19 protein-coding genes are annotated in these 18718 nt (G+C 51.7%); 11 read left to right on the plus strand and 8 right to left on the minus strand.

The window, feature by feature from the left end:
* Positions 1-26 precede the first annotated feature (26 nt).
* On the plus strand, positions 27-848 hold the full coding sequence (locus tag V9K92_RS03910; protein ID WP_337353319.1) for a class I SAM-dependent methyltransferase: 822 nt from the start codon (positions 27-29) through the stop codon (positions 846-848).
* Between the two features lie 57 nt (positions 849-905).
* Here the strand turns inward: V9K92_RS03910 and V9K92_RS03915 are convergent, their stop codons facing one another.
* From V9K92_RS03915 to V9K92_RS03930, 4 genes are all read right to left on the minus strand, one after another.
* Complete coding sequence (locus V9K92_RS03915; protein ID WP_337353320.1) at positions 906-1595, minus strand: hypothetical protein; 690 nt, start codon at positions 1593-1595, stop codon at positions 906-908.
* Between the two features lie 36 nt (positions 1596-1631).
* Positions 1632-1973 (minus strand): hypothetical protein, encoded by a 342-nt coding sequence (locus V9K92_RS03920; RefSeq protein ID WP_337353321.1) that lies wholly within the window; start codon positions 1971-1973, stop codon positions 1632-1634.
* A gap of 16 nt (positions 1974-1989) precedes the next feature.
* The gene (locus V9K92_RS03925) at positions 1990-2289 is read right to left on the minus strand and encodes a hypothetical protein (RefSeq protein ID WP_337353322.1); all 300 of its coding nucleotides are present in this window, start codon (positions 2287-2289) and stop codon (positions 1990-1992) included.
* 148 nt (positions 2290-2437) lie between these two features.
* Positions 2438-3574 (minus strand): helix-turn-helix domain-containing protein, encoded by a 1137-nt coding sequence (locus tag V9K92_RS03930; protein WP_337353323.1) that lies wholly within the window; start codon positions 3572-3574, stop codon positions 2438-2440.
* Positions 3575-4133: 559 nt separating this feature from the next.
* On the opposite strand from V9K92_RS03930, the gene V9K92_RS03935 reads away from it, so the two are divergent.
* The 7 genes from V9K92_RS03935 (at position 4134) to V9K92_RS03965 (ending at position 11533) form a co-directional block, all read left to right on the plus strand.
* The gene (locus tag V9K92_RS03935) at positions 4134-5147 is read left to right on the plus strand and encodes an NAD-dependent epimerase/dehydratase family protein (protein ID WP_115054869.1); all 1014 of its coding nucleotides are present in this window, start codon (positions 4134-4136) and stop codon (positions 5145-5147) included.
* Positions 5147-6133 carry a UDP-glucose 4-epimerase GalE gene (gene galE, locus V9K92_RS03940; RefSeq protein WP_337353502.1) on the plus strand — a complete coding sequence of 329 codons (987 nt, stop codon included), beginning with the start codon at positions 5147-5149 and terminating at the stop codon, positions 6131-6133. The genes V9K92_RS03935 and galE overlap by 1 nt, the downstream gene beginning before the upstream one ends.
* Positions 6130-7977 (plus strand): glycosyltransferase family 2 protein, encoded by a 1848-nt coding sequence (locus V9K92_RS03945; RefSeq protein ID WP_337353324.1) that lies wholly within the window; start codon positions 6130-6132, stop codon positions 7975-7977. The genes galE and V9K92_RS03945 overlap by 4 nt, the downstream gene beginning before the upstream one ends.
* Before the next feature lie 13 nt (positions 7978-7990).
* Complete coding sequence (locus tag V9K92_RS03950; RefSeq protein WP_337353325.1) at positions 7991-9400, plus strand: UDP-glucose dehydrogenase family protein; 1410 nt, start codon at positions 7991-7993, stop codon at positions 9398-9400.
* Positions 9387-9926 (plus strand): DUF995 domain-containing protein, encoded by a 540-nt coding sequence (locus V9K92_RS03955; protein WP_115054872.1) that lies wholly within the window; start codon positions 9387-9389, stop codon positions 9924-9926. Before V9K92_RS03950 ends, V9K92_RS03955 begins: the two co-directional genes overlap by 14 nt.
* Positions 9927-9941: 15 nt before the next feature.
* Positions 9942-10886, plus strand: coding sequence for a glycoside hydrolase family 26 protein (locus V9K92_RS03960; protein WP_307276944.1), 945 nt, complete (start codon positions 9942-9944; stop codon positions 10884-10886).
* A gap of 131 nt (positions 10887-11017) precedes the next feature.
* Entirely contained in the window at positions 11018-11533 is a 516-nt protein-coding gene (locus V9K92_RS03965; RefSeq protein ID WP_115054874.1) for a DUF995 domain-containing protein, read from the plus strand.
* Between the two features lie 95 nt (positions 11534-11628).
* Here the strand turns inward: V9K92_RS03965 and V9K92_RS03970 are convergent, their stop codons facing one another.
* Positions 11629-11943: a hypothetical protein gene (locus V9K92_RS03970; RefSeq protein WP_337353326.1), complete on the minus strand. Its 315-nt coding sequence runs from the start codon at positions 11941-11943 to the stop codon at positions 11629-11631.
* A 205-nt stretch (positions 11944-12148) separates the two neighbouring features.
* On the opposite strand from V9K92_RS03970, the gene V9K92_RS03975 reads away from it, so the two are divergent.
* Complete coding sequence (locus tag V9K92_RS03975) at positions 12149-12973, plus strand: alpha/beta fold hydrolase (protein WP_337353327.1); 825 nt, start codon at positions 12149-12151, stop codon at positions 12971-12973.
* 147 nt (positions 12974-13120) lie between these two features.
* Complete coding sequence (locus tag V9K92_RS03980) at positions 13121-13372, plus strand: DUF982 domain-containing protein (protein WP_115054876.1); 252 nt, start codon at positions 13121-13123, stop codon at positions 13370-13372.
* Positions 13373-13525: 153 nt separating this feature from the next.
* On the opposite strand, the gene V9K92_RS03985 is transcribed toward V9K92_RS03980, so the two are convergent.
* Genes V9K92_RS03985 through V9K92_RS03995 form a run of 3 tightly spaced genes read right to left on the minus strand, consistent with a single transcriptional unit; the run spans position 13526 to position 17190 of the window.
* Complete coding sequence (locus V9K92_RS03985) at positions 13526-14536, minus strand: HlyD family secretion protein (protein WP_337353328.1); 1011 nt, start codon at positions 14534-14536, stop codon at positions 13526-13528.
* Positions 14537-14545: 9 nt separating this feature from the next.
* Positions 14546-15817, minus strand: a complete 1272-nt coding sequence (locus tag V9K92_RS03990) for a glycosyltransferase (RefSeq protein ID WP_337353329.1) — start codon at positions 15815-15817, stop codon at positions 14546-14548.
* A complete protein-coding gene (locus V9K92_RS03995) occupies positions 15814-17190 on the minus strand; it encodes a hypothetical protein (RefSeq protein WP_337353330.1) in 1377 nt (458 codons plus the stop codon). The genes V9K92_RS03990 and V9K92_RS03995 overlap by 4 nt, the downstream gene beginning before the upstream one ends.
* 512 nt (positions 17191-17702) lie before the next feature.
* Here V9K92_RS03995 and V9K92_RS04000 point away from each other — a divergent pair.
* A complete protein-coding gene (locus V9K92_RS04000) occupies positions 17703-18707 on the plus strand; it encodes an LLM class flavin-dependent oxidoreductase (RefSeq protein ID WP_336441373.1) in 1005 nt (334 codons plus the stop codon).
* Positions 18708-18718: the final 11 nt, after the last annotated feature.

Genomic DNA, 18718 nt, shown 5'->3' on the forward strand with positions numbered 1-18718 from the left:
AGCACTTGATGCGGTACGGGACACAGATGGCAAACGGCCTTGTCGATGGAACAAACTATAATCTGCGGGACGAAATCAAAGCATACTGGTCGGAGCGTGCATCAACCTTCGATTTGTCGCCCGGTCACGAGATATTTTCGGAAAAAGAGCGGACGGCATGGCATGATTTGATTTCCCGGCATCTGGGGCGCGGTGAAGGTCGAGCGGCTTTGGACCTTGCATGCGGAACGGCAGTGGTATGCCATCTGCTTGACGACCTCGGCTTCTCGGTAACCGGTATGGATTGGGCCGAGCCGATGCTAAAGCGGGCTCGCGAGAAAGTAGCGACCAGGGGACGGAACATAACGTTCAGACTGGGCGATGCAGAAAATACCATGGAGCCAGACAGCCACTATGACGTCATCACAAATCGTCATCTGGTTTGGACATTGGTTGATCCGACAGCTGCGTTTGCAGAATGGTACCGAATTCTCAAACCGGGCGGTCAGCTCCTAATCGTTGATGGCGATTTCGTAAACGTCAGCCTCAAGGAACAGATCGTGACGAAACTCTCCACATTCTTCCAGCGACTGGGCATTGCTTCTGCAGAAACTGCGAAAATGTCACCCCAGCTTTTAGAAACTCACCGGAACATTCTTTCGCGCGTTCATTTCTCAAAGGGTGCACGGGCTGGCGCAGTTGCCGAGCTATTGGTCGAAGCTGGCTTCGAATCGGTTCAGATTGACAGCAATCTGCGCCGGATATTTCGCGCCCAGGCCAAGCATCTTGGCTTCTGGAAAGGCGTGGCGCGTGTCACGCAACATCGCTACGCCATCGTGGCAACGAAGGGCGGCACCAGTTCGCGATAGACAGTCCGGTTCGCCGACAGCGACGGGTGACAGCACTGACGGCTTGCATTCCAGCTTTCACGCGGGCTTGGGTTGCCCCGGAATGGATGTATTGGTGACAGAGATCGGATCGCTCCCGGGAAAACTTTGCTCCAGTCCCTCATCCAACTGTTCATTCAGCGTGTCGGCATCCTCTGCCCGTCCAGCTGTACGTCTGCCTTGTGGTGCGGGTTCGGCGGCTTCTCCGAATGCTGCGATTTGTACCAGCATCGCCTTGGCCCTTGCGATGAGTGCATCACCATCATCGCCCTGCGTGCCCTTAACTGTAACAACGACAGATTCTCTGCCTTCGCCAAGGAATTCTATCCGTGTAAGCCCTTCCGTTGCATCTGGCGTTACCAATGTACCTAGAATTTGCATTTCGGCCTCCTCATTGTCGTTATCACGTGAACCCGGCTCGATCATTCCTTCCAGCGGAACAGGAACCAGTTCACCATCTGGCCGATAGTCTTTCAGGAGAGGATCCGCGGGTGGGACTGGACCTGCTGGTTGTTCGGCTTCTCCAGTATGCGACGGTGCTGCTGTCATCAGGCGTGAGTACTGCACCAGCAACTGTCTTGCTCGTGCGATAATCTCGCTATCGACCAGATCGCTGGGGTGTTCCAAACCTACCTCGACGTGATTTGCATCATCGGTGATAAATCCCACCGTCCTTTGATTACGGTGCTCCGCGCTTTGCCTGACGATAGTTTCCATAATCTTTGCCATGCATATTCCCCTGTGGTTTTGCTCAAGACGATTCCATCAGCGTGATAAGTACCTGCCTAAAAGAAAAGCCGCGCCTGCAGCATAAGCCATGTATGGCAGAGGGTTAGCTCGAATACGGCTCCTGAGTTCTTCCTGTGCCAATGACGGTGAATCAACCACAATATCTCTGGCGCCGGACGATAAAAGCATTGCCGATTCCTTTAAGCGCTCTATCTCATGTTTCAGAGCTGTCAGGCGAAACCCAAGTTCAGTATCTGCGCCGCGGCGATCAGTGAGAGGCTCATCGACTTTGCCAAGTACTTCGTCGGTGAGAGGCGTCTCCGAGCGGGCGGTAATGTCGACGAGATTTGGTATCGGTACTGTTGGGTCGTTTTGCATCGCTTCCTCTTGGAAATTAGATTTGATCGTTATACGGCTTCTTGTTTTCGCCCACTGCTTTGGCAAGGGCGCTGAAAGACAGATCGTCACCGCGTTGATTGGCTTCTTGAAGAAACCTGATTGGGAAAGTGACTGCATCGCGCTGGGGAGGCGTGAGGCTCTCAAAAAAACGCTCGTCGCTGGAGGCTGCAACTTCTGCAGCCTGGAGAGCGGTGTCAATTTCACCGTCTGAAAGTACGCCCTTGGCGATAAGCAGCTTATTCAGGGAAGCTATAGCAAGGCATATGCCCTGTATTTGAAGATTGCCGGTGTCCATCCTACGCTCCAAAAATATTCGCTAGAATATAGAAGTGGTGAACGCGAGCATGGTTCCATTATGGTCGGTGAGGAATCATTGGATCGGCAATCTCCAGCAATTGCAGATGTATAAGGTTGCTGTCGTGCTGCAGGTCAGCCGGTCCCGTTCATGACAGCCCGAGTGTTCGCAACAGACTTTCGAATGTGATCTCTGGCTGCTTGTCCGGTTGCCAAACCGGGCGCGTGGGGTCCATTGACGCTCGCTTGTGTATATTGCTAGGGCTATAGCCAAATTGCTGCGTAAAGGCGCGACTGAAGTTCGCAGCTGAATCAAAGCCGATTGCCAAACCAACTTCGGCGATTTTTCTTGTATCTGTGGGATCCGCCAACATGGCATGTGCTGCAGACAGGCGTCGCCGCCGAATATAGTTCGCAACGCCGCCGGACATTTCGAAAAGTTCGTAAAGCCGTGTTCTCGAGATCGCCAGTTCCCGTCCAAGAGCATCCGGCGTCAATTCAGGCGAGGCAAGATTGTTCAAAATGAAGCGTCTTGCTCGCGTTATCAATCCAATTTGCGAAATCTGATCGGTGGCGCCATCATGGTCTACCAAAGGAGTGATTGCATCAAACACCATCTCTTGAAGGCGTTCCTTGACACTCGGAAGATCATCATAAGTGAAACGATCAAGATTGGCTTCGACACTCGACATATGGTCAATTAAAAGTCTGGCTCGATGTCCCCCTAAAACGATGTTGTTCCTTGCCGTCGTCAGGCCGCCTCGAACGGCAAACACGTCGACCGGAATAATCAGGCTTAGCGAATCCGATGCCAACGCACGCCCGCTGAACGGATGGCCGAGTGACCGTATTTCAATCATTCCCGGTTCATTTTGTGCAACCCGTCCATTAACGCCGGTCCAGGTGCGACCGGCACGAAGGAGTGTGATCTGCCAATGGTCAATTGAACTGAATCGTACCGTATCCGGCGAGCGTTCATAACTGAAAGCTGGTGCAGTTTGCTGCAGGAACAACATGCCGCCCAAATTCCACACAATTTGTCGAGCGACAAACCCGTCTGCTAGATCAACATCATCCGGCAGACGCGTATCGGCCAGTGGGGCCATATATTCCTGCCAGGCAGGAAATTGCTCGCGTGCCGTTAATTTTTCCGTCTCAAAACGCAATGGAAGCAACGCAGGCGTTTTCAAGTCATCTTCGCCGACGGGATATTCCGTCACGCGTGGCCAACGACGTCGTTCCATCGACGTCTGCTTTGGTTGGGAATTATCACCATTGTCAGACATTACTGCCTCCCAGCCGAGACGCGAAGTTCGAACGCCGCCACCTATCACTACGATGGTAGATATTGCGTAGGTGTCTCAGCTCGTCTGCCAAATCTGCAGGGTTCGTCATCTTGAAAGATCGCTTCACACGCCATCCCTATCACGCAGACAGTAAACAAACTCAAAAACACCAAGTGAAAGGATCAGGAAATCTAGTTGTCGCATGTTCCGCTGTCATTTTACTTTGAGTTGTTCATAGATTTAAGTTGCCGCTTTAGGAATTTTACATAGAGAACTTTCTCTTTCATGTAGCACATGTGAATTCCTCCGCACCAAGTCAATCGATTGCCTTTTTGATGCCCGCCAGATCCTGAACCAGGAATGAACAAGTATTCCCGCAAGGCTTGGCAGCCTTTGTATGCGCGCGCGTCGCCACATCCGTTGGCCATCTAATTCATGCTTAATGCCCGCAGCACATGCAAATATGGACGTATTGAATAGTTTCCGGATTCCTCGATATCGATAGGAGGGGGCCTACACGATAATTAAAGCTATCCGCCGCAAATGTTGGGAGAGCTCTGTGGGTATCGTGTTCAATTCATCAAACTTTCCTTCTGATCGTGCCTCAAAAGCGCGGGTTCTTGTCGCTGGCGGTGCTGGGTTTCTGGGATCTCACCTTTGTGATCTTTTGCTGAGGGAAGGCCGGACGGTAGTCTGTGTCGATAATTTCTCTACAGGACGACTGGAAAACATCCGTCATCTGCTGCGCTTTGACACGTTCAGCTATGTGCGCCACGACATCATTGATCCGATCGATCTTCCGGTCGACGAAATATACAATCTCGCTTGTCCGGCGTCACCGCCGCACTATCAAGCAGATCCAATCCATACGATGAAGACCAATGTGATTGGTTCACTGAATCTTCTCCAACTCGCCGCTCGTTATCAGGCCCGGATTTTTCAAGCTTCTACCTCGGAAGTGTATGGCGACCCGCATGTGCACCCACAGCCAGAGAGCTATTGGGGCAATGTCAATTCTTTCGGCCCGCGCTCCTGTTATGATGAAGGCAAGCGTTGTGCCGAAACCCTTTTTTACGACTTCCATAAACAACATGGTGTCGACATCCGTATCGTGCGCATTTTCAATACCTACGGACCACGCATGCGTCCCGATGATGGGCGAGTCGTATCAAATTTCATCACACAGGCGCTTCGGGGTAAAGATATAACCGTGTATGGTGACGGATCTCAGACCCGTTCCTTCTGTTACGTTGACGATCTCATTGATGGCTTTAGCCGGTTGATGTATAGCCCTCGCGCCATTCATACGCCGGTTAATATTGGTAATCCTGGTGAATTCACCGTGCGTGAATTGGCCGAGCAGATTGTCGCGATGACAGGCTCCTCATCCAAAATCGTCTATCACCCTCTTCCTACAGACGATCCTCGCCAACGCCGTCCTGATATTACGTTGGCGGAGCGGGACCTCGGGTGGGCGCCGAAAATTGCGCTGACGGAAGGTCTGAAATCGACAATAACCTATTTCGAACGCCAGCTCGTCAGACCCAATGGGGAACTTGCGGAGGTGGCATGATGAACGCAAAGAACGTCATCGTCGTTGGCGGAGCAGGCTTTATTGGAAGTCACACCGCCAAGCTGCTGTCGAGGCAGGGTTACAGCCCTGTGGTTTATGACAATCTCTCGACAGGGCATCTTGCATCCATACGTTGGGGCACCTTCATAGAAGGTGACATTCTCGACACGCAGCGGCTTACCGACGTTATCGAAGATCACGACCCGATCGCCGTAATTCATTTCGCCGCCTCTGCCTATGTCGGTGAATCCGTCGAGAACCCGGCTAAATATTATCGCAATAATGTTAGCGGGACGCAGTCGCTTCTGGATGCTTGCCGTCTCGCAGGTGCACGCAATGTCATCTTTTCGTCGAGCTGTGCAACCTATGGTATCCCCGATCAATTGCCCATTCGTGAAGCCGAGGTGCAACACCCCATAAATCCCTATGGCCGAACCAAGCTGATTGCGGAGCAAATGCTCGCCGATTATTCGGCTGCCTATGACCTGCAATATGTGGCGCTGCGTTATTTCAATGCCTCCGGGGCGGACATCGACGGCGAAATCGGCGAGAAACATGATCCGGAAACGCATCTCATTCCGCGAGCCATGATGGCTGCAGCGGGCAGTATCGACTTTTTAGAAGTCTTTGGCAGTGATTATGACACGCCTGACGGCACCTGCATTCGTGATTACATCCATGTCGCCGACCTAGCGCGCGCGCACGTGCTGGCAGTCGAACATCTGGTCAACGGCGGTAGCAATCTCGCAATCAATCTCGGCACTGGACACGGAACGTCAATCAAGGACATTCTCGACGCGATCAAGCGTCTGACGGGACGCAACGTACCCGTTGAAATGCGTGCTCGTCGTGCTGGCGATCCTCCGGCGCTTTATGCTGATCCAGCACTTGCAGCAGAAAAGCTAGGTTTTCAGACGTTTTACTCCGATCTTGATACGATCATCCGCACCGCTGCGCCCTTCTTCGGCTTGAAGGTGCTGGCATGAAAGCCCATCGGACAATATTTGAGGCGGCCCCAGATGAGCCTTTGATGGTTCCCGTTTTTACCGGCTGGCGGCGGGCGGAGTATTTGTTCGGGGCACTGTTGTGGGCTGCAGCGCTTTGTTACTTTTGGTACTGGTGGTTTGATCCTGCCAATCATGTAAATCTTGCGGGCTCAATTCTGGTTACGGCCATTCTGGCCTGGGTAACATTATTGCCTGCTTACTTCATCGTTCTGTTTTTTCGGGCACGTCGCCCTAATGGTCCGTTGAAGCTACCGGCGCTAAGCCGCATCGCTATGGTGGTGACCAAGGCGCCGTCGGAACCCTTTGAAATTGTGGCCGAGACTTTGTGCGCCATGCTGGCTCAAGATGTTCCGCATGACACATGGCTTGCCGATGAGGATCCATCTCCTGCAACGCTCGCTTGGTGCGAAAAACATGGTGTTTTTGTTTCCACACGTAAGGGACGCGAGGACTACCATCGCCAAACTTGGCCGCGACGCACGCGCTGCAAAGAAGGTAATCTCGCTTTCTTTTACGACCATTACGGTTATGATTTTTACGATTTCGTAGTGCAACTCGATGCGGATCACGTACCCGAGGCAGACTATCTGTTCCACATGCTGCGCCCCTTTGCCGATGAGGCTGTAGGCTATGTTTCAGCGCCCAGCATTTGCGATCGCAATGCGCGTGAGAGCTGGTCAGCGCGCGGCCGACTTTATGCTGAAGCCAGCATGCACGGATCATTGCAGGCTGGTTACAATAATGGTTTGGCTCCGCTTTGCATCGGTTCGCACTATGCGGTGCGCACGGCGGCACTTAAAGAAATTGGCGGTCTTGGACCGGAATTGGCAGAGGATCACTCGACCACACTGATGATGAATGCCTATGGCTGGCGCGGCGTGCATGCACTTGACGCTATTGCACATGGTGACGGGCCGCGCACCTTTGCCGATCTCATCACGCAGGAGTTTCAGTGGTCGCGCAGTCTCATGATGATTCTGCTCCAGTATTCACCAAAATTGGTTGGCAAGTTACCGCCGCGATTGAAGTTCCAGTTTTTGTTCTCGCAGTTCTGGTATCCGCTATTTTCCCTTTTCATGGCGTTAATGTTTGTCTTGCCGATCATTGCGCTGATGGTAGGAGACAGCTTCGTTGCAGTCACCTATCCTGCCTTCCTGGACCATTTTCTGCCTCAGGCGATCATGCTGATTGTTCTGGCTTATCGCTGGCGCGCGTCTGGCACGTTCCGCTCGTATGATGCAAAAATACTGAGCATGGAAATGACCTTGTTCTTGTTTGCGCGCTGGCCATGGGCGCTCGCTGGAACCCTGGCGGCACTTCGGGATTGGTCAACCGGCTCATTCGTGGATTTCCGCGTCACGCCGAAGGGAGCTTCCGAAGTCGATCCACTGCCATTCCGTGTTCTGGCTCCTTATGGGTTCTTGGCGGTTCTCTCCATCCTGCCAGTAATACTCATCCCAGATGCAAGTGACAGCAGCCGTGGCTTCTATGTGTTCGCCATCATCAACGCCGTGATTTATGCGTTGCTCCTGTTTGTTATCGTTTTGCAGCATGCGCGGGAGAACACCGTCCGTTACCGTACGCGAGTTTATCGCCCGGCGGTTGCGGCAAGCCTTCTTGCTCTTCTGGCTCTGCCAAGCTTTGCAACCATTGAACGGGGCCGCGATGGCGTTGAGGCGCTCGCATGGGGAACCCAAAGCTTCTCTCTATTTGATGACCGCTTTGCCGTTGCCGGCGCAGGTGTCGGCGGACGCGATGTTCACAAGACCATATTCAATCCGCGTTGGCGCACCAACGACCGCAACAACTTGAAACAACAGTAAAGGCAGTCAACACATGAAAATCGCAGTCATAGGAACAGGCTACGTTGGATTGGTCAGCGGGACTTGCTTCGCCGCCTGGGGCCACGAGGTGGTATGCGTCGATAAGAACGCACAGAAAATAAACAATTTGGAACGCGGAATCGTACCGATTTACGAGCCGGGTCTGGACGAGTTGGTGGAACGCAATTCAGCGGCGGGCCGGTTAAGATTTACATGTAATCTAGCGGAAGCGTTGGCGGGGGCATCGATTATTTTCATTGCAGTGGGCACACCGCCGCGCGCTGGCCACGGGGATGCCGATCTGTCCTTCGTTTACATGGCCGCTCGGGAACTGGCGCCACTCATTGATGACGATGCTGTCGTGGTCATCAAATCAACGGTCCCGGTGGGAACCGGAGATGTTGTGCAAAAGATCATTGAGTCGGTGCGCAAAACCGGCACTTTCTCAGTTGCGTCCAATCCTGAATTCTTGCGTGAGGGCGTCGCTATCCGTGACTTTCTCGAGCCAGACCGTGTCGTGATCGGAGTCGAAGATGAGCGTGGCCGCAAGGTCCTCATGGAACTTTATAGTGCGCCGCTCGAAGCACGCAAGACGCCCATCGTGGTCACCCAGCGCCGGACTTCGGAACTGATCAAATATGCCGCCAACGCGTTTCTTGCGACAAAAATCACCTTTATCAATGAACTTGCTGATCTTTGCGAGCAGGTTGGCAGTAATGTCAGTGAATTGGCGCTAGGCATGGGCCTCGATAAGCGCATTGGAACAAGCTTCCTCAATGCAGGGCCTGGCTATGGCGGTTCTTGTTTTCCAAAAGATACAATGGCGCTTTTACGTACAGCCCAAGACTATGGTGTGGCTGTCCGCATTGTTGAAGAAACGGTCACCGCCAATGAGGCGCGCAAACGTCGCATGGCCTTGAAGGTTGTTGATGCTCTGGACGGTGATATCGAAGGCCGAACGATAGCGGTTCTAGGTCTTACTTTCAAACCCGATACCGATGACATGCGTGACGCACCTTCGGTTCCACTTATCGAAACCCTGCAACGTTTTGGCGCTGTTATTCGCGCCCATGATCCTGTGGGTATGGAAAATGCCAGTCGCATCCTCTCAGATGTCGAGTTTTTTGACGATGCCTATGAATGCGCGCACAACGCCGATGCGGTCGTCGTCATTACGGAATGGGATAGCATCCGCAAAATTGATCTTGCACGTCTGAAGCAGACCATGCGTCAGGCAGTATTGATCGACCTCAGAAATGCTTTTGAACAGGGCGTCGCTGAGGGAATTGGGTTTCGTGTATCAGCCATCGGTCAATCGACGACAGCTCGATTTGATAAAAATACTTCCGCCGCGATTCATAAAGGACGCAAAGCGGAAAAGCCTCATCTCGAGATAGCAGGAGTTTCCAATGACAATCGCTAGAACTGGAAAGATTCGGACAGGCTTTCGCACAATAACAGCAATTGTCTGCGCCTTGACTTGGGTTTCCACGCCAGCGACTGCAGCGCGAGCGTCTGAACAGCCGGGAACTCGCCCCATGATGGCTTTCGAAATCTACAATCTTTATAAAAACAAGAGCTGGCAGTGGGACGACGGCGCCGGTCATATGACTGATGCAGGACGGCAATTCAGTGCATGGGCCGATGGTGAAAAAGGCGAATCCTGGGCTGAAGGGCGTTGGGTCATCTCTGAGACAGGCCTGTTGTGTTTCAACGCAACATGGCATTCCAAACAGGGTTCGTTTCCGGCCAAGTCCTGTTTTTCACATCGTGTCGGCAATGGAACAATCTACCAGAAGCGCGAGCCAGATGGTGAATGGTATGTATTCAGGCACACCGAAGCCCGCGAAAACGATGAAGCGAGTAAGCTGATTTCCGCCGATCTCGTTTCTCAAAAACGTGACAGCATTAAAACCGCGCTTGGCGCGGAACAATTATCCAAACAATAAGAAAAGGAGGGGGAGATGAAACATCTCTTTAAATTAACCGCAGCTTTGTTGTGCGGTGCGTGCGTTTCCGGTGGCGTTTATGCTGCCAGCGGGGTCTCAGGAGCAAGTATCGATAGCCGCAATCCGTTTCACGACAAACGGCCCGTCATCGCGGCTGATGCTGTGACGCCAGGTGCGTATGATCCTCATGGAGACTTTACCAATGATACCAACTCCAAGATCGAACACCTGTTTCTTCCTTGGGAGGACGTGGATCTTGCGACGCTCAGTGCCGCAGACACTTATGCGCGTGAGCGGGGAAGGTCGCTGCTGATCACTGTCGAGCCTTGGTCGTGGGCACGCGACTGGCGCGTCAGCCCGGAGGATTTGCTTAGCGGGATTCTCGCTGGACGGTATGACTCAAACATGTCTGCGGTCTGCTCAGCTGCAGCGAAATTGAAAAGCCCTGTTACCATTCGTTGGGCGCAGGAAATGGAGGATAATGACGGACAGTTTACTTGGGCCTTCTGGAAGCCTGATGGTTATGTAAAGGCATACAGACATGTAAACAATGTATGCCGAAAAGAACTCCCGTCAGCCAAATATATGTGGTCGCCGAAAGGAGAGGAAGGTTTGGAAGCCTACTATCCGGGCGATGAATATGTCGACATTATTGGTCTGTCCGTCTTTGGATATCAGCCCTATGACAAACTGGAAGTCGGTCACGATACAACATTTGTTGAGCGTACAGGCCCTGGATATGCTCGTGTGGCAGCATTTGGCAAACCAATCGCTATCGCGGAGTTAGGCTATGAAGGCGATGACGAGTATGTTCGCAATTGGGCTGCGGAAGCAAACAAGCCGCATGCTGAGTTTCCTGCCATGACAGCAGTTGTCTACTTCAATGATCGTGAAGTCTACAATTGGCCGAGAAATGTTGGTCGGCCTGATTGGCGCGTCGCCAACCATCCGTTGGATTGATCGCCGACGGTCACATGGCGGTTCGACGATTTTATCTGTCGGCGATCCGCTTCCACCTTTGTGTTCATGCGATTCCTATGAGGGAGCCTTAAGACTCTCGCGGGATCCGATCTGTTAGTCAGGAAAATAAAATGTATCCGATCCGTTCAATTATCGTAAGTTCGGCGTTTTCCGTTCTATTGCTGGCAGGCAATGCCGGCGCTGCATCCAAAGCAGAAACTGACGACGCGACGGCAAAACTTGCCACTGCAGCGTCGCCGATGAAGGCCACGGCGCTCGAAAAGCTTTATGCCGGGCATACGTGGAAATGGAAAACCGGTGGCGGTTTCTTTTCCAATGATCAAAAGAAGTTTGCTGCATGGTCGCGTAAGGGCGCAGCATGGTCCTATGGCGAGGGACGTTGGTATACTACCAACGGAGGAAAACTCTGCCTGCGGGCTCTGTGGTCCAGTAAAGAGGGAGGAAGTGGTGCTGTCACATGTTTCCTGCATCGGGAAAAGGATGGCGTCATCTATCAAAAGCCAAATCTGGGCGGCAGTTGGTATGTATTCCGGCACAATCCCGCTCAAGAAGGCGATGAAGCGCTCAAACTGGTCGAAGGCGATCGGGTGAGCAAGGAAGTGTCTCGTCTCAAGGGCATTCGCTGACAATAAATATCTTGCTGCGCGCATGCTTAGAGCCTTTGTTGCTTCTATTTAAACAAGAAAGGCTCTAGGCGCGACTGCCCTGTTGCAAAGTCCGCTTATGCGTCTGGTCGCTTGAAAACACCTGGATTGTAGCAACGCGACTTTTGTCCAAAGCCGCTTGGTGTACACACATACGGATTGCTGTTTATATATCGCGAAGCAGATACCTTTATGATTTTGCCAATAGGCTTCTTCGCATAACGTACTTCGTTGTTAACCCGATATTTGACGAGATAAACTGTCCGGGTTTCTTCTTTTGGTTTGCGGATTTCTCCGGCTTGTGCATTTAGGCTGAGAACAGAAACTGTCAGCCCGATTGCTGTTGCCACTACCCATTTTAGAGTATTCTGGCGAGTCATGGAAAATATCATTAGGTAGCCTCCAATGTTCTTATTCTGGAGCCTACTCTAATCAACAGGATTTAATGTTCCGCTCGAACTATCGTGTCAATTTTATGCAAATTCTTGCTTTTACATCTATGCGCGAGGGCTCATTAGACACCGGAACGGACTATACACGGAACTTGCTGTTGCCCGCTACGTTTATGAAAACGCAGTCCGAATACGGGATTAGAAAATGTCTGTCAGTGATTGGCGATTACCAGAACGATTTAACTTTTATGGACATTCCATTGCTTGGGGTGTGCTCGGAAACGGTCCTCCAGCGGTAGTCCTTCACGGCACACCGTTTTCTTCGGTTGTGTGGCGTCGCATCGTACCATGGCTCGCCAATGAACGGCGTATATTTTACTTCGACATGCTCGGCTACGGCCATTCCGACAAACCTGATGCCGACGTATCACGCGGCGTGCAAAATGAGTTGTTTGCCGCTCTTGTTCATCATTGGGGCATTGATTTACCCGATATCGTTGCCCATGACTTCGGTGGCTCGACGGCCTTGCGCGCGCAGCTATTGAATGGATTAAACTATCGATCGCTCGTTCTGATCGATCCAGTTGCGATAAGCCCTCAGGGCTCGCCCCTGGTGCAGGCTGCCAAGGCGCATGAGCAGATATTTGCCGGACTGCCAGCATATCTGCACGAAGCAATGCTGCGAGCCTATATCGGCACCGCTGTCGTCAATACTTTGCGTGAGGACGAGATGCAGCTCTATCTGGCGCCATGGCTTGGGGACAATGGCCAGAAAGCATTCTGGCGGCAGGTCGCCCAGATGGATGATAAATACAGCGAGGAAATAGAATGGCGCTTCGCAGAAATGCGCTGTCCGGCAATAATAATATGGGGCGAGGAAGATGAATGGATTCCGATTGCCGACGGACATGAGCTGGCGCGCCGCATGAATGTATCATTAACGCCAGTGCCGAATGCAAAGCACCTGGTGCAGGAGGATGCACCAGAAGCGATCGTCGGGAAGACGCTGCAATTTTGGAAAGCAGCTTGATTTGAGAATTGCCAGTTCCGTCAACGCAAGTGCGCATTTGACAATGTCACGCCGGAGTCACGGGGACCAAGATATTAATTAATTATTAAATAAAAATCATGAGCCGCGTCGTTCGACGATAGCGCGCATAGCATTGGCAGGGGCATAATGACAAATCTTACCTTTCAGCCGGTAATTGTGGAAAGTAATCACTTTGGCAGAAATGAGACGATTGCATCCATACGTGATGCTGCATCGTTTTTACTGTCCGGGTGGCCGAAGAAGAAAGCCTCTCTTTATATGGAGGCCCGTGTCCTATGCTACGAAGCCCAAACGGGGATTGCTTCGGTGGAAGCAGCGAGACTTATCTTTGTAGAGGCGGCGATTGAAGCCGACATCTACGTTAAGGAAGTCCGCTAGAGCAAATTTGTTTTATAGCGCCCATTCTGTTTGTGAATGGCAACCAAACCGCTTTGTTGGACAGCTTCGTCTGAATGATAACATTCATGTTGCTGTCTTCGGCGTGGATTGTCTCATTGTTCGAGAAACAAATGGGCTTATGCATATCTGCAATTAGCGAACCCAACACCAACCGAACATGCATCCTTTGATGACGACCTTCTGGGTGACCGCAAAGGGATGGTTTTCAGGTAGCGCAATCCGGATCAGCCGGGATCGATCGCGTGGGCGCAATAAATTTTGAAACTCAGCAGGCAGAGCATCGGCAATCGGCAATACTTTTTCAACAGTTCCTATCGACCGCTCGCTGCCGCCACTTACCTGAAGCCTCATGCCCTTGGTGACAGGAAAGAGATACTCATCTGGCAAGTAAGCAAACAGGTAAGCCTTCCCGCCATTGATTTGCAGCATTTCATCGCCCAGACGAACGACCTGGCCCGGAACAGGAACTTTTGAGCCCACTACACCCGAAACTGCTGCCGTTACCTTGCCGTCTCCATAGATTGTTTTCATCTTGTGAACTGCGTTGGACGCAACCTGTCGTGACTCTCCAACCACTTGGAGTTCGTTTGCAGTGACCTGTAACTCCGCTTGAAGTTGAGCATAGCGTTCTGCGGCGTTGTAGTTGGCCGTCAAGGCTTCATCCCTTCGATTTGCAAGCACAAGTCCTCGCGTCGATACCCGATCGAGCCGCAAGATTGCGTCGTTGCTTTCATGTGCTGACCGCTCTGCCAGGGGCAATAGTGATTTGTTCTTGGCTGCCTTCCCTCGAAGTTCTCCCTCTCGCACTGCGAGTTCACTTGTGCGTACCGAGAGCTCTGCGATCTCTTTCACCATGTCGAATGAGGTGAGCTGAAGAAGAGGGGTTCCCTGCGTCACACTATCGCCCTCACTCACCAACACCTTGTCCACTGTGGCAGGATAGCTGGCAGATACAATGTAGCGCTCTGCCAGTACGATGCCGTCGGCCGACAAGATAAACATGCCGCCGACAAGGTAGTTCGCGAGCGTTAGCACCAGTGCTGCCAACATCAAGAGATAGACAAATCTGCTCAGGCGGCCGGATCCCTTTCGTTGTTGCCGATCGAGGTTGTCAATGCGCGGGCGTTTGCGAATGTACTTCATTGTGTCACCTTACCACGCACGCTCATGGCGCACTTTTTCCGGCGTGTAGTTATCGCGATGTGAACCTCGAAAAAACCACTCATCGATATAAGCCAGCAAGCGCACCGAACGCATGCCGTAGGACATGAAGATGGAGTAACCAGGAAGGAACAGAAGATTGCGCCAGAAGCTTGCGCGCCCCGTTGTCCAGCACGCCAGAGCAAGCATGAAGGCGTCCAGAACAAGCAAGGCGATTTGCATCGCGACGAGAATCGGAATGGCAAGTGCACCGAAGTTGATTGCCAGCCACGATAAATAGATCGGGAAAATGACCGTGCCAGCCACGCCGAATACCAGAAAATCCCATTGATGAAACGCTTCGGCCCATTTGAACTTGCGGTCAAACGGATTAAGCAGCCGACGGTGCTTTCTAAACCGGATCCATACTGCGTCACGCTCCCAACGCAGCCGCTGCCTGATGTAGGCGTAAAAAGTTGCCGGCACATCTGTATAGCACACGGCATTTGGCACATATCCGATGTGCCATCCAGCCCGACGGAGCCGCAGCGTGACATCGAGATCTTCGCCGCCGCCAACGTCTAGGCCGCCGATTTCATCAAGAGCTGTTCTGCGAAAAGCGCTGAAAGCGCCGGATGCGCAGGTTATTTGACCAATTGCTGCGCTGAACCGCTTTCCAACCGAAATTGACTCCAGATATTCTATTTCCTGAAACTGTGAAACAAGACTGACACCGCCGTTACGTGGCGCAATGTCTCCGCACGCTGCTCCGATCCGTTCGTCGGCAAACGGCTCCAACAGGCGCTCAATTGCAAAACGGTCAAATGAACAATCGCAATCGATGTTAATAATAATGTCCCCATGGGCTATGGAGCATGCCAAATTGGTCCCGCTTGCTTTACCCCCGCGAATTCCGGTAGAAAGAATACAAGATCCCAAACCCTTTTGAACCATTTTACTGGCGACTTTGTTCATTCCGTCTGTTGAACCGTCGCTGACTATAATGATGTCGAAATCAAGAAATGACTGCTCCATCAAGGAATTGACGCAGGCGCCGATTGAGTCAGCTTCGTTGTGGCCAATAAGGACGACGCTGACGCTGGTCGATCGGGATAGAGACCTGTCTCTGTTATCACTCTCCTGATGCCGCAAGCTCATGGCAGCTATTGCAAAGGGCACGACATATCGGGGAACGTCGAATATGAGCGTGTACCAGAAGACGGTAACCAAACTCGAGCCAGTTTGGGCCAGGAGAAATGACACGCCGATTTCAAGGTCGGTCACGACAGTGCTTTTTCGCGTGTGCCCCACAAAACGAGCAGGGTGGGGTTCAGTTTATCGGAAAGAACAGACTCGGCATGGTCAAGCGCCTCTTTCAAATAGGCTGTAAAACCGGATTCGTCGCATCCGAAAAAGAGGACATACTCCCGCTCACGAGACGAATATACAGATCCCACTTCGCCAAGAATGCCTTGAAGATTATCTGCAAGTAGTTTCCGCATCGCAATGAAGTCGCTTTCACCTCGTGTTTTGAGCACATGGTCACGGCAATCGTAGTGAACCTCAGCCAGCGTGAAATCCGATGCTGCGCCGGTTAAGGAAGAAAGCTGCGCAATCTTCTTTTGCAGCTCTTCCGGAAGATAACGAAGTTGAGCAATCGGAAATCGATTGATGTCTTCGCCATCGTTGGAAAGCAGGGCAGTGGATTGGTTGGACAAAGAATAGGAAAATACATCCGCTACGCTGACCGCATCGCCGGTGACATGCATCCCGCAATCCTGGCACAGAAAACCAATGACGGGCTCGGAAGTCGTGTTCTTGCACCGGGCGCACACCTGAATCTGTCCCGGCTTGTCATAATCCTTGCCATAGTGGCGTAATTGCTTGCTACATTTGGGACATATAAGCGCCGTTCCGCGGCGGAATTCTGCCTCAGGACTTAGTTGGGCGCAGCTATAGTGGTGGATCAGATCTGCTTCTGCTAGTTGTGGCGATCGACAGGCAGGGCATTCTTCCCTGACAGTCAATCGGTGGGATTGGCAACCGGCGCATTTATAGTATCTCTCGAAAAAACTGCGCTCAAGCCATCCTTTGTTGGCGAGTGCCTCCGCGACCATGGTTGCAGAAGCTGTATTAGAAAAACCCTTATATGCGTAATAGTACGGCGAATTGGGCTGTCTGACCGGGGTTAGATCTTCTCCGGAAACGAACAAATAAGCCATCATTCTTACGGCGGGTGCGGTGGGCGACAGAAATCTGCTTGATAAGCGCGCGCGGCGGTCGCGAAATTTTCTAATGCAGCTTGCAGTCTCAACCCATGATTTGGGATCCTTCAGGCTAAAATCCACGTCAGCAACTACGCTTGGTTTGCCGGAAATGTTCACCACCGGAACAAGAAACAGATCTCTTGCGCTTCGAAATCTTTCCAGACCGAATGATTGTCTTTCGTTCGTAAGTAAAACTGCATCAATGTCATTATTATCGACGACGGAAAATACTTCGCGAAAGTAGCGGGAATGTGGAATGACCGTGTCAGGATAGAATGCTATTTGAGGGATGCGCAGGTTAAATTCTTGCCATACGGATCGGCACTGATCCACCACGGGATGTCGGTCGATGAAAGCCCGGTTTTCATGTGGAGCAGTACTTTCAAGCAAGGATATGTTGCTGTTTGACACGGTACACCTTTTCGGACTCTGTTGAGCCGGACACAAGTATAAATTAAAGCTGCGGTATCATATATTATGATATTGTTTGGAATTTTAGTAAACTCTTCGTAAAAATCAGTGTCAAGTAACTTGTTATGGGATCAATATATTTGTGCACGGGTAGTTAGTACCTAATATTTAGCTTAATACTGCGATTGATTGTCTTGTCCGCATAAATGAAGCGCCGTGTCCAAGGGCGGGCGGTTTGTAACTCAAGGTCAGATCATGCCGCTCATTATCAATCAGCAAGCATCCTCGTTAAAACACACACCGCGAGCACATCAATGCCTGTCATTTTCCACAGAGATGGAACACTGACAGTTATTTCTGTAGTTCGCCGAATTTTTAGCAAGCCGTTCTTTGACGGTTCAACAGTTAAGGGAAAATCTGGGTGGCTCTGAAACTAGATGGTCTTCCGTGTGTCGAAGGTCGTCTTTTTGCAATGGAGGCACTTTCTCAAAATGGGCTATGCACTCAGTTTACTCGATAAAAGTCCGGTTTTTAACGGTGAGCCATCCAGTGCTGCTCTGAAAAGGACTGTCGCTTTGGCCCGGCAGGCAGAAGAGTGGGGCTTTCGTCGTTTTTGGGTCGCCGAGCATCATGATACACCGGACGTCGCCAGTTCATCGCCTGAAATACTAATCGCTTTCATTGCTGCACACACGTCCCGGATTCGTATTGGTTCGGGTGGTGTCATGCTGCAGCATTACAGCCCATACAAGATTGCCGAGAATTTCAATGTGTTGGCGAATCTTGCGCCGGGCCGCATTGATCTTGGAGTCGGAAAAGCCCCGGGAGGTCTTCCGTTTTCGACCCGAGCTTTACAAGGTTTGAACCCACGCACAGAAAAGCAGGATTTTGCGGCGCAACTTGAACAATTGAGTGCGTTCCTCAAGGAAGGTTTGCCGGAAAACGATCCTTTGGCAAGCGTCAGAGCAACGCCTATCCCGGCACATGCAGCTGAACGGTTTCTGCTGGGAGCAAGCCCCGACAGTGCTGCGCTGGCGGCCAAACAAGGCTGGGACTTCGTCTTCGCCAGCCATTTGAACGGCGACGAAGAAGTGTTGAAGCGGACTTTGGATACTTATGTGGAAAAGGCGCGGGGGCAAAAACCGCTGCTGGCCATTGGTGTTGTTGCCGCTGAAACCGATAGAGAAGCGGAACGGCTTGTAGGTGATATCAAGCACTTTAAGGTGCATGTGGACGGTGGCCAAAGCGTAACTGTCGGAAGTGTCGAACAAGCTGAGGAATATGCACGACAAGCTGGCGTGAGCAATTATCGCATCGAGAAGAAAACGCCAAATGTCATTCGCGGCTCTGCGCATAAGGTGCTTGGAGAGCTCGATCGCCTGCACGAACGCTTCGGTATCGGCGAATTTATCATAGACACGCCCATACGCGATGCCGCCAAGCGCCTTTCGTCAATAAAAATTTTGGCTCAAGCACAATATGCGCTTGCTGCGTGATCCTGGAGAGT

It is taken from the genome of Phyllobacterium sp. CCNWLW109, assembly GCF_037203905.1.
Lineage (GTDB): Bacteria > Pseudomonadota > Alphaproteobacteria > Rhizobiales > Rhizobiaceae > Phyllobacterium > Phyllobacterium ifriqiyense.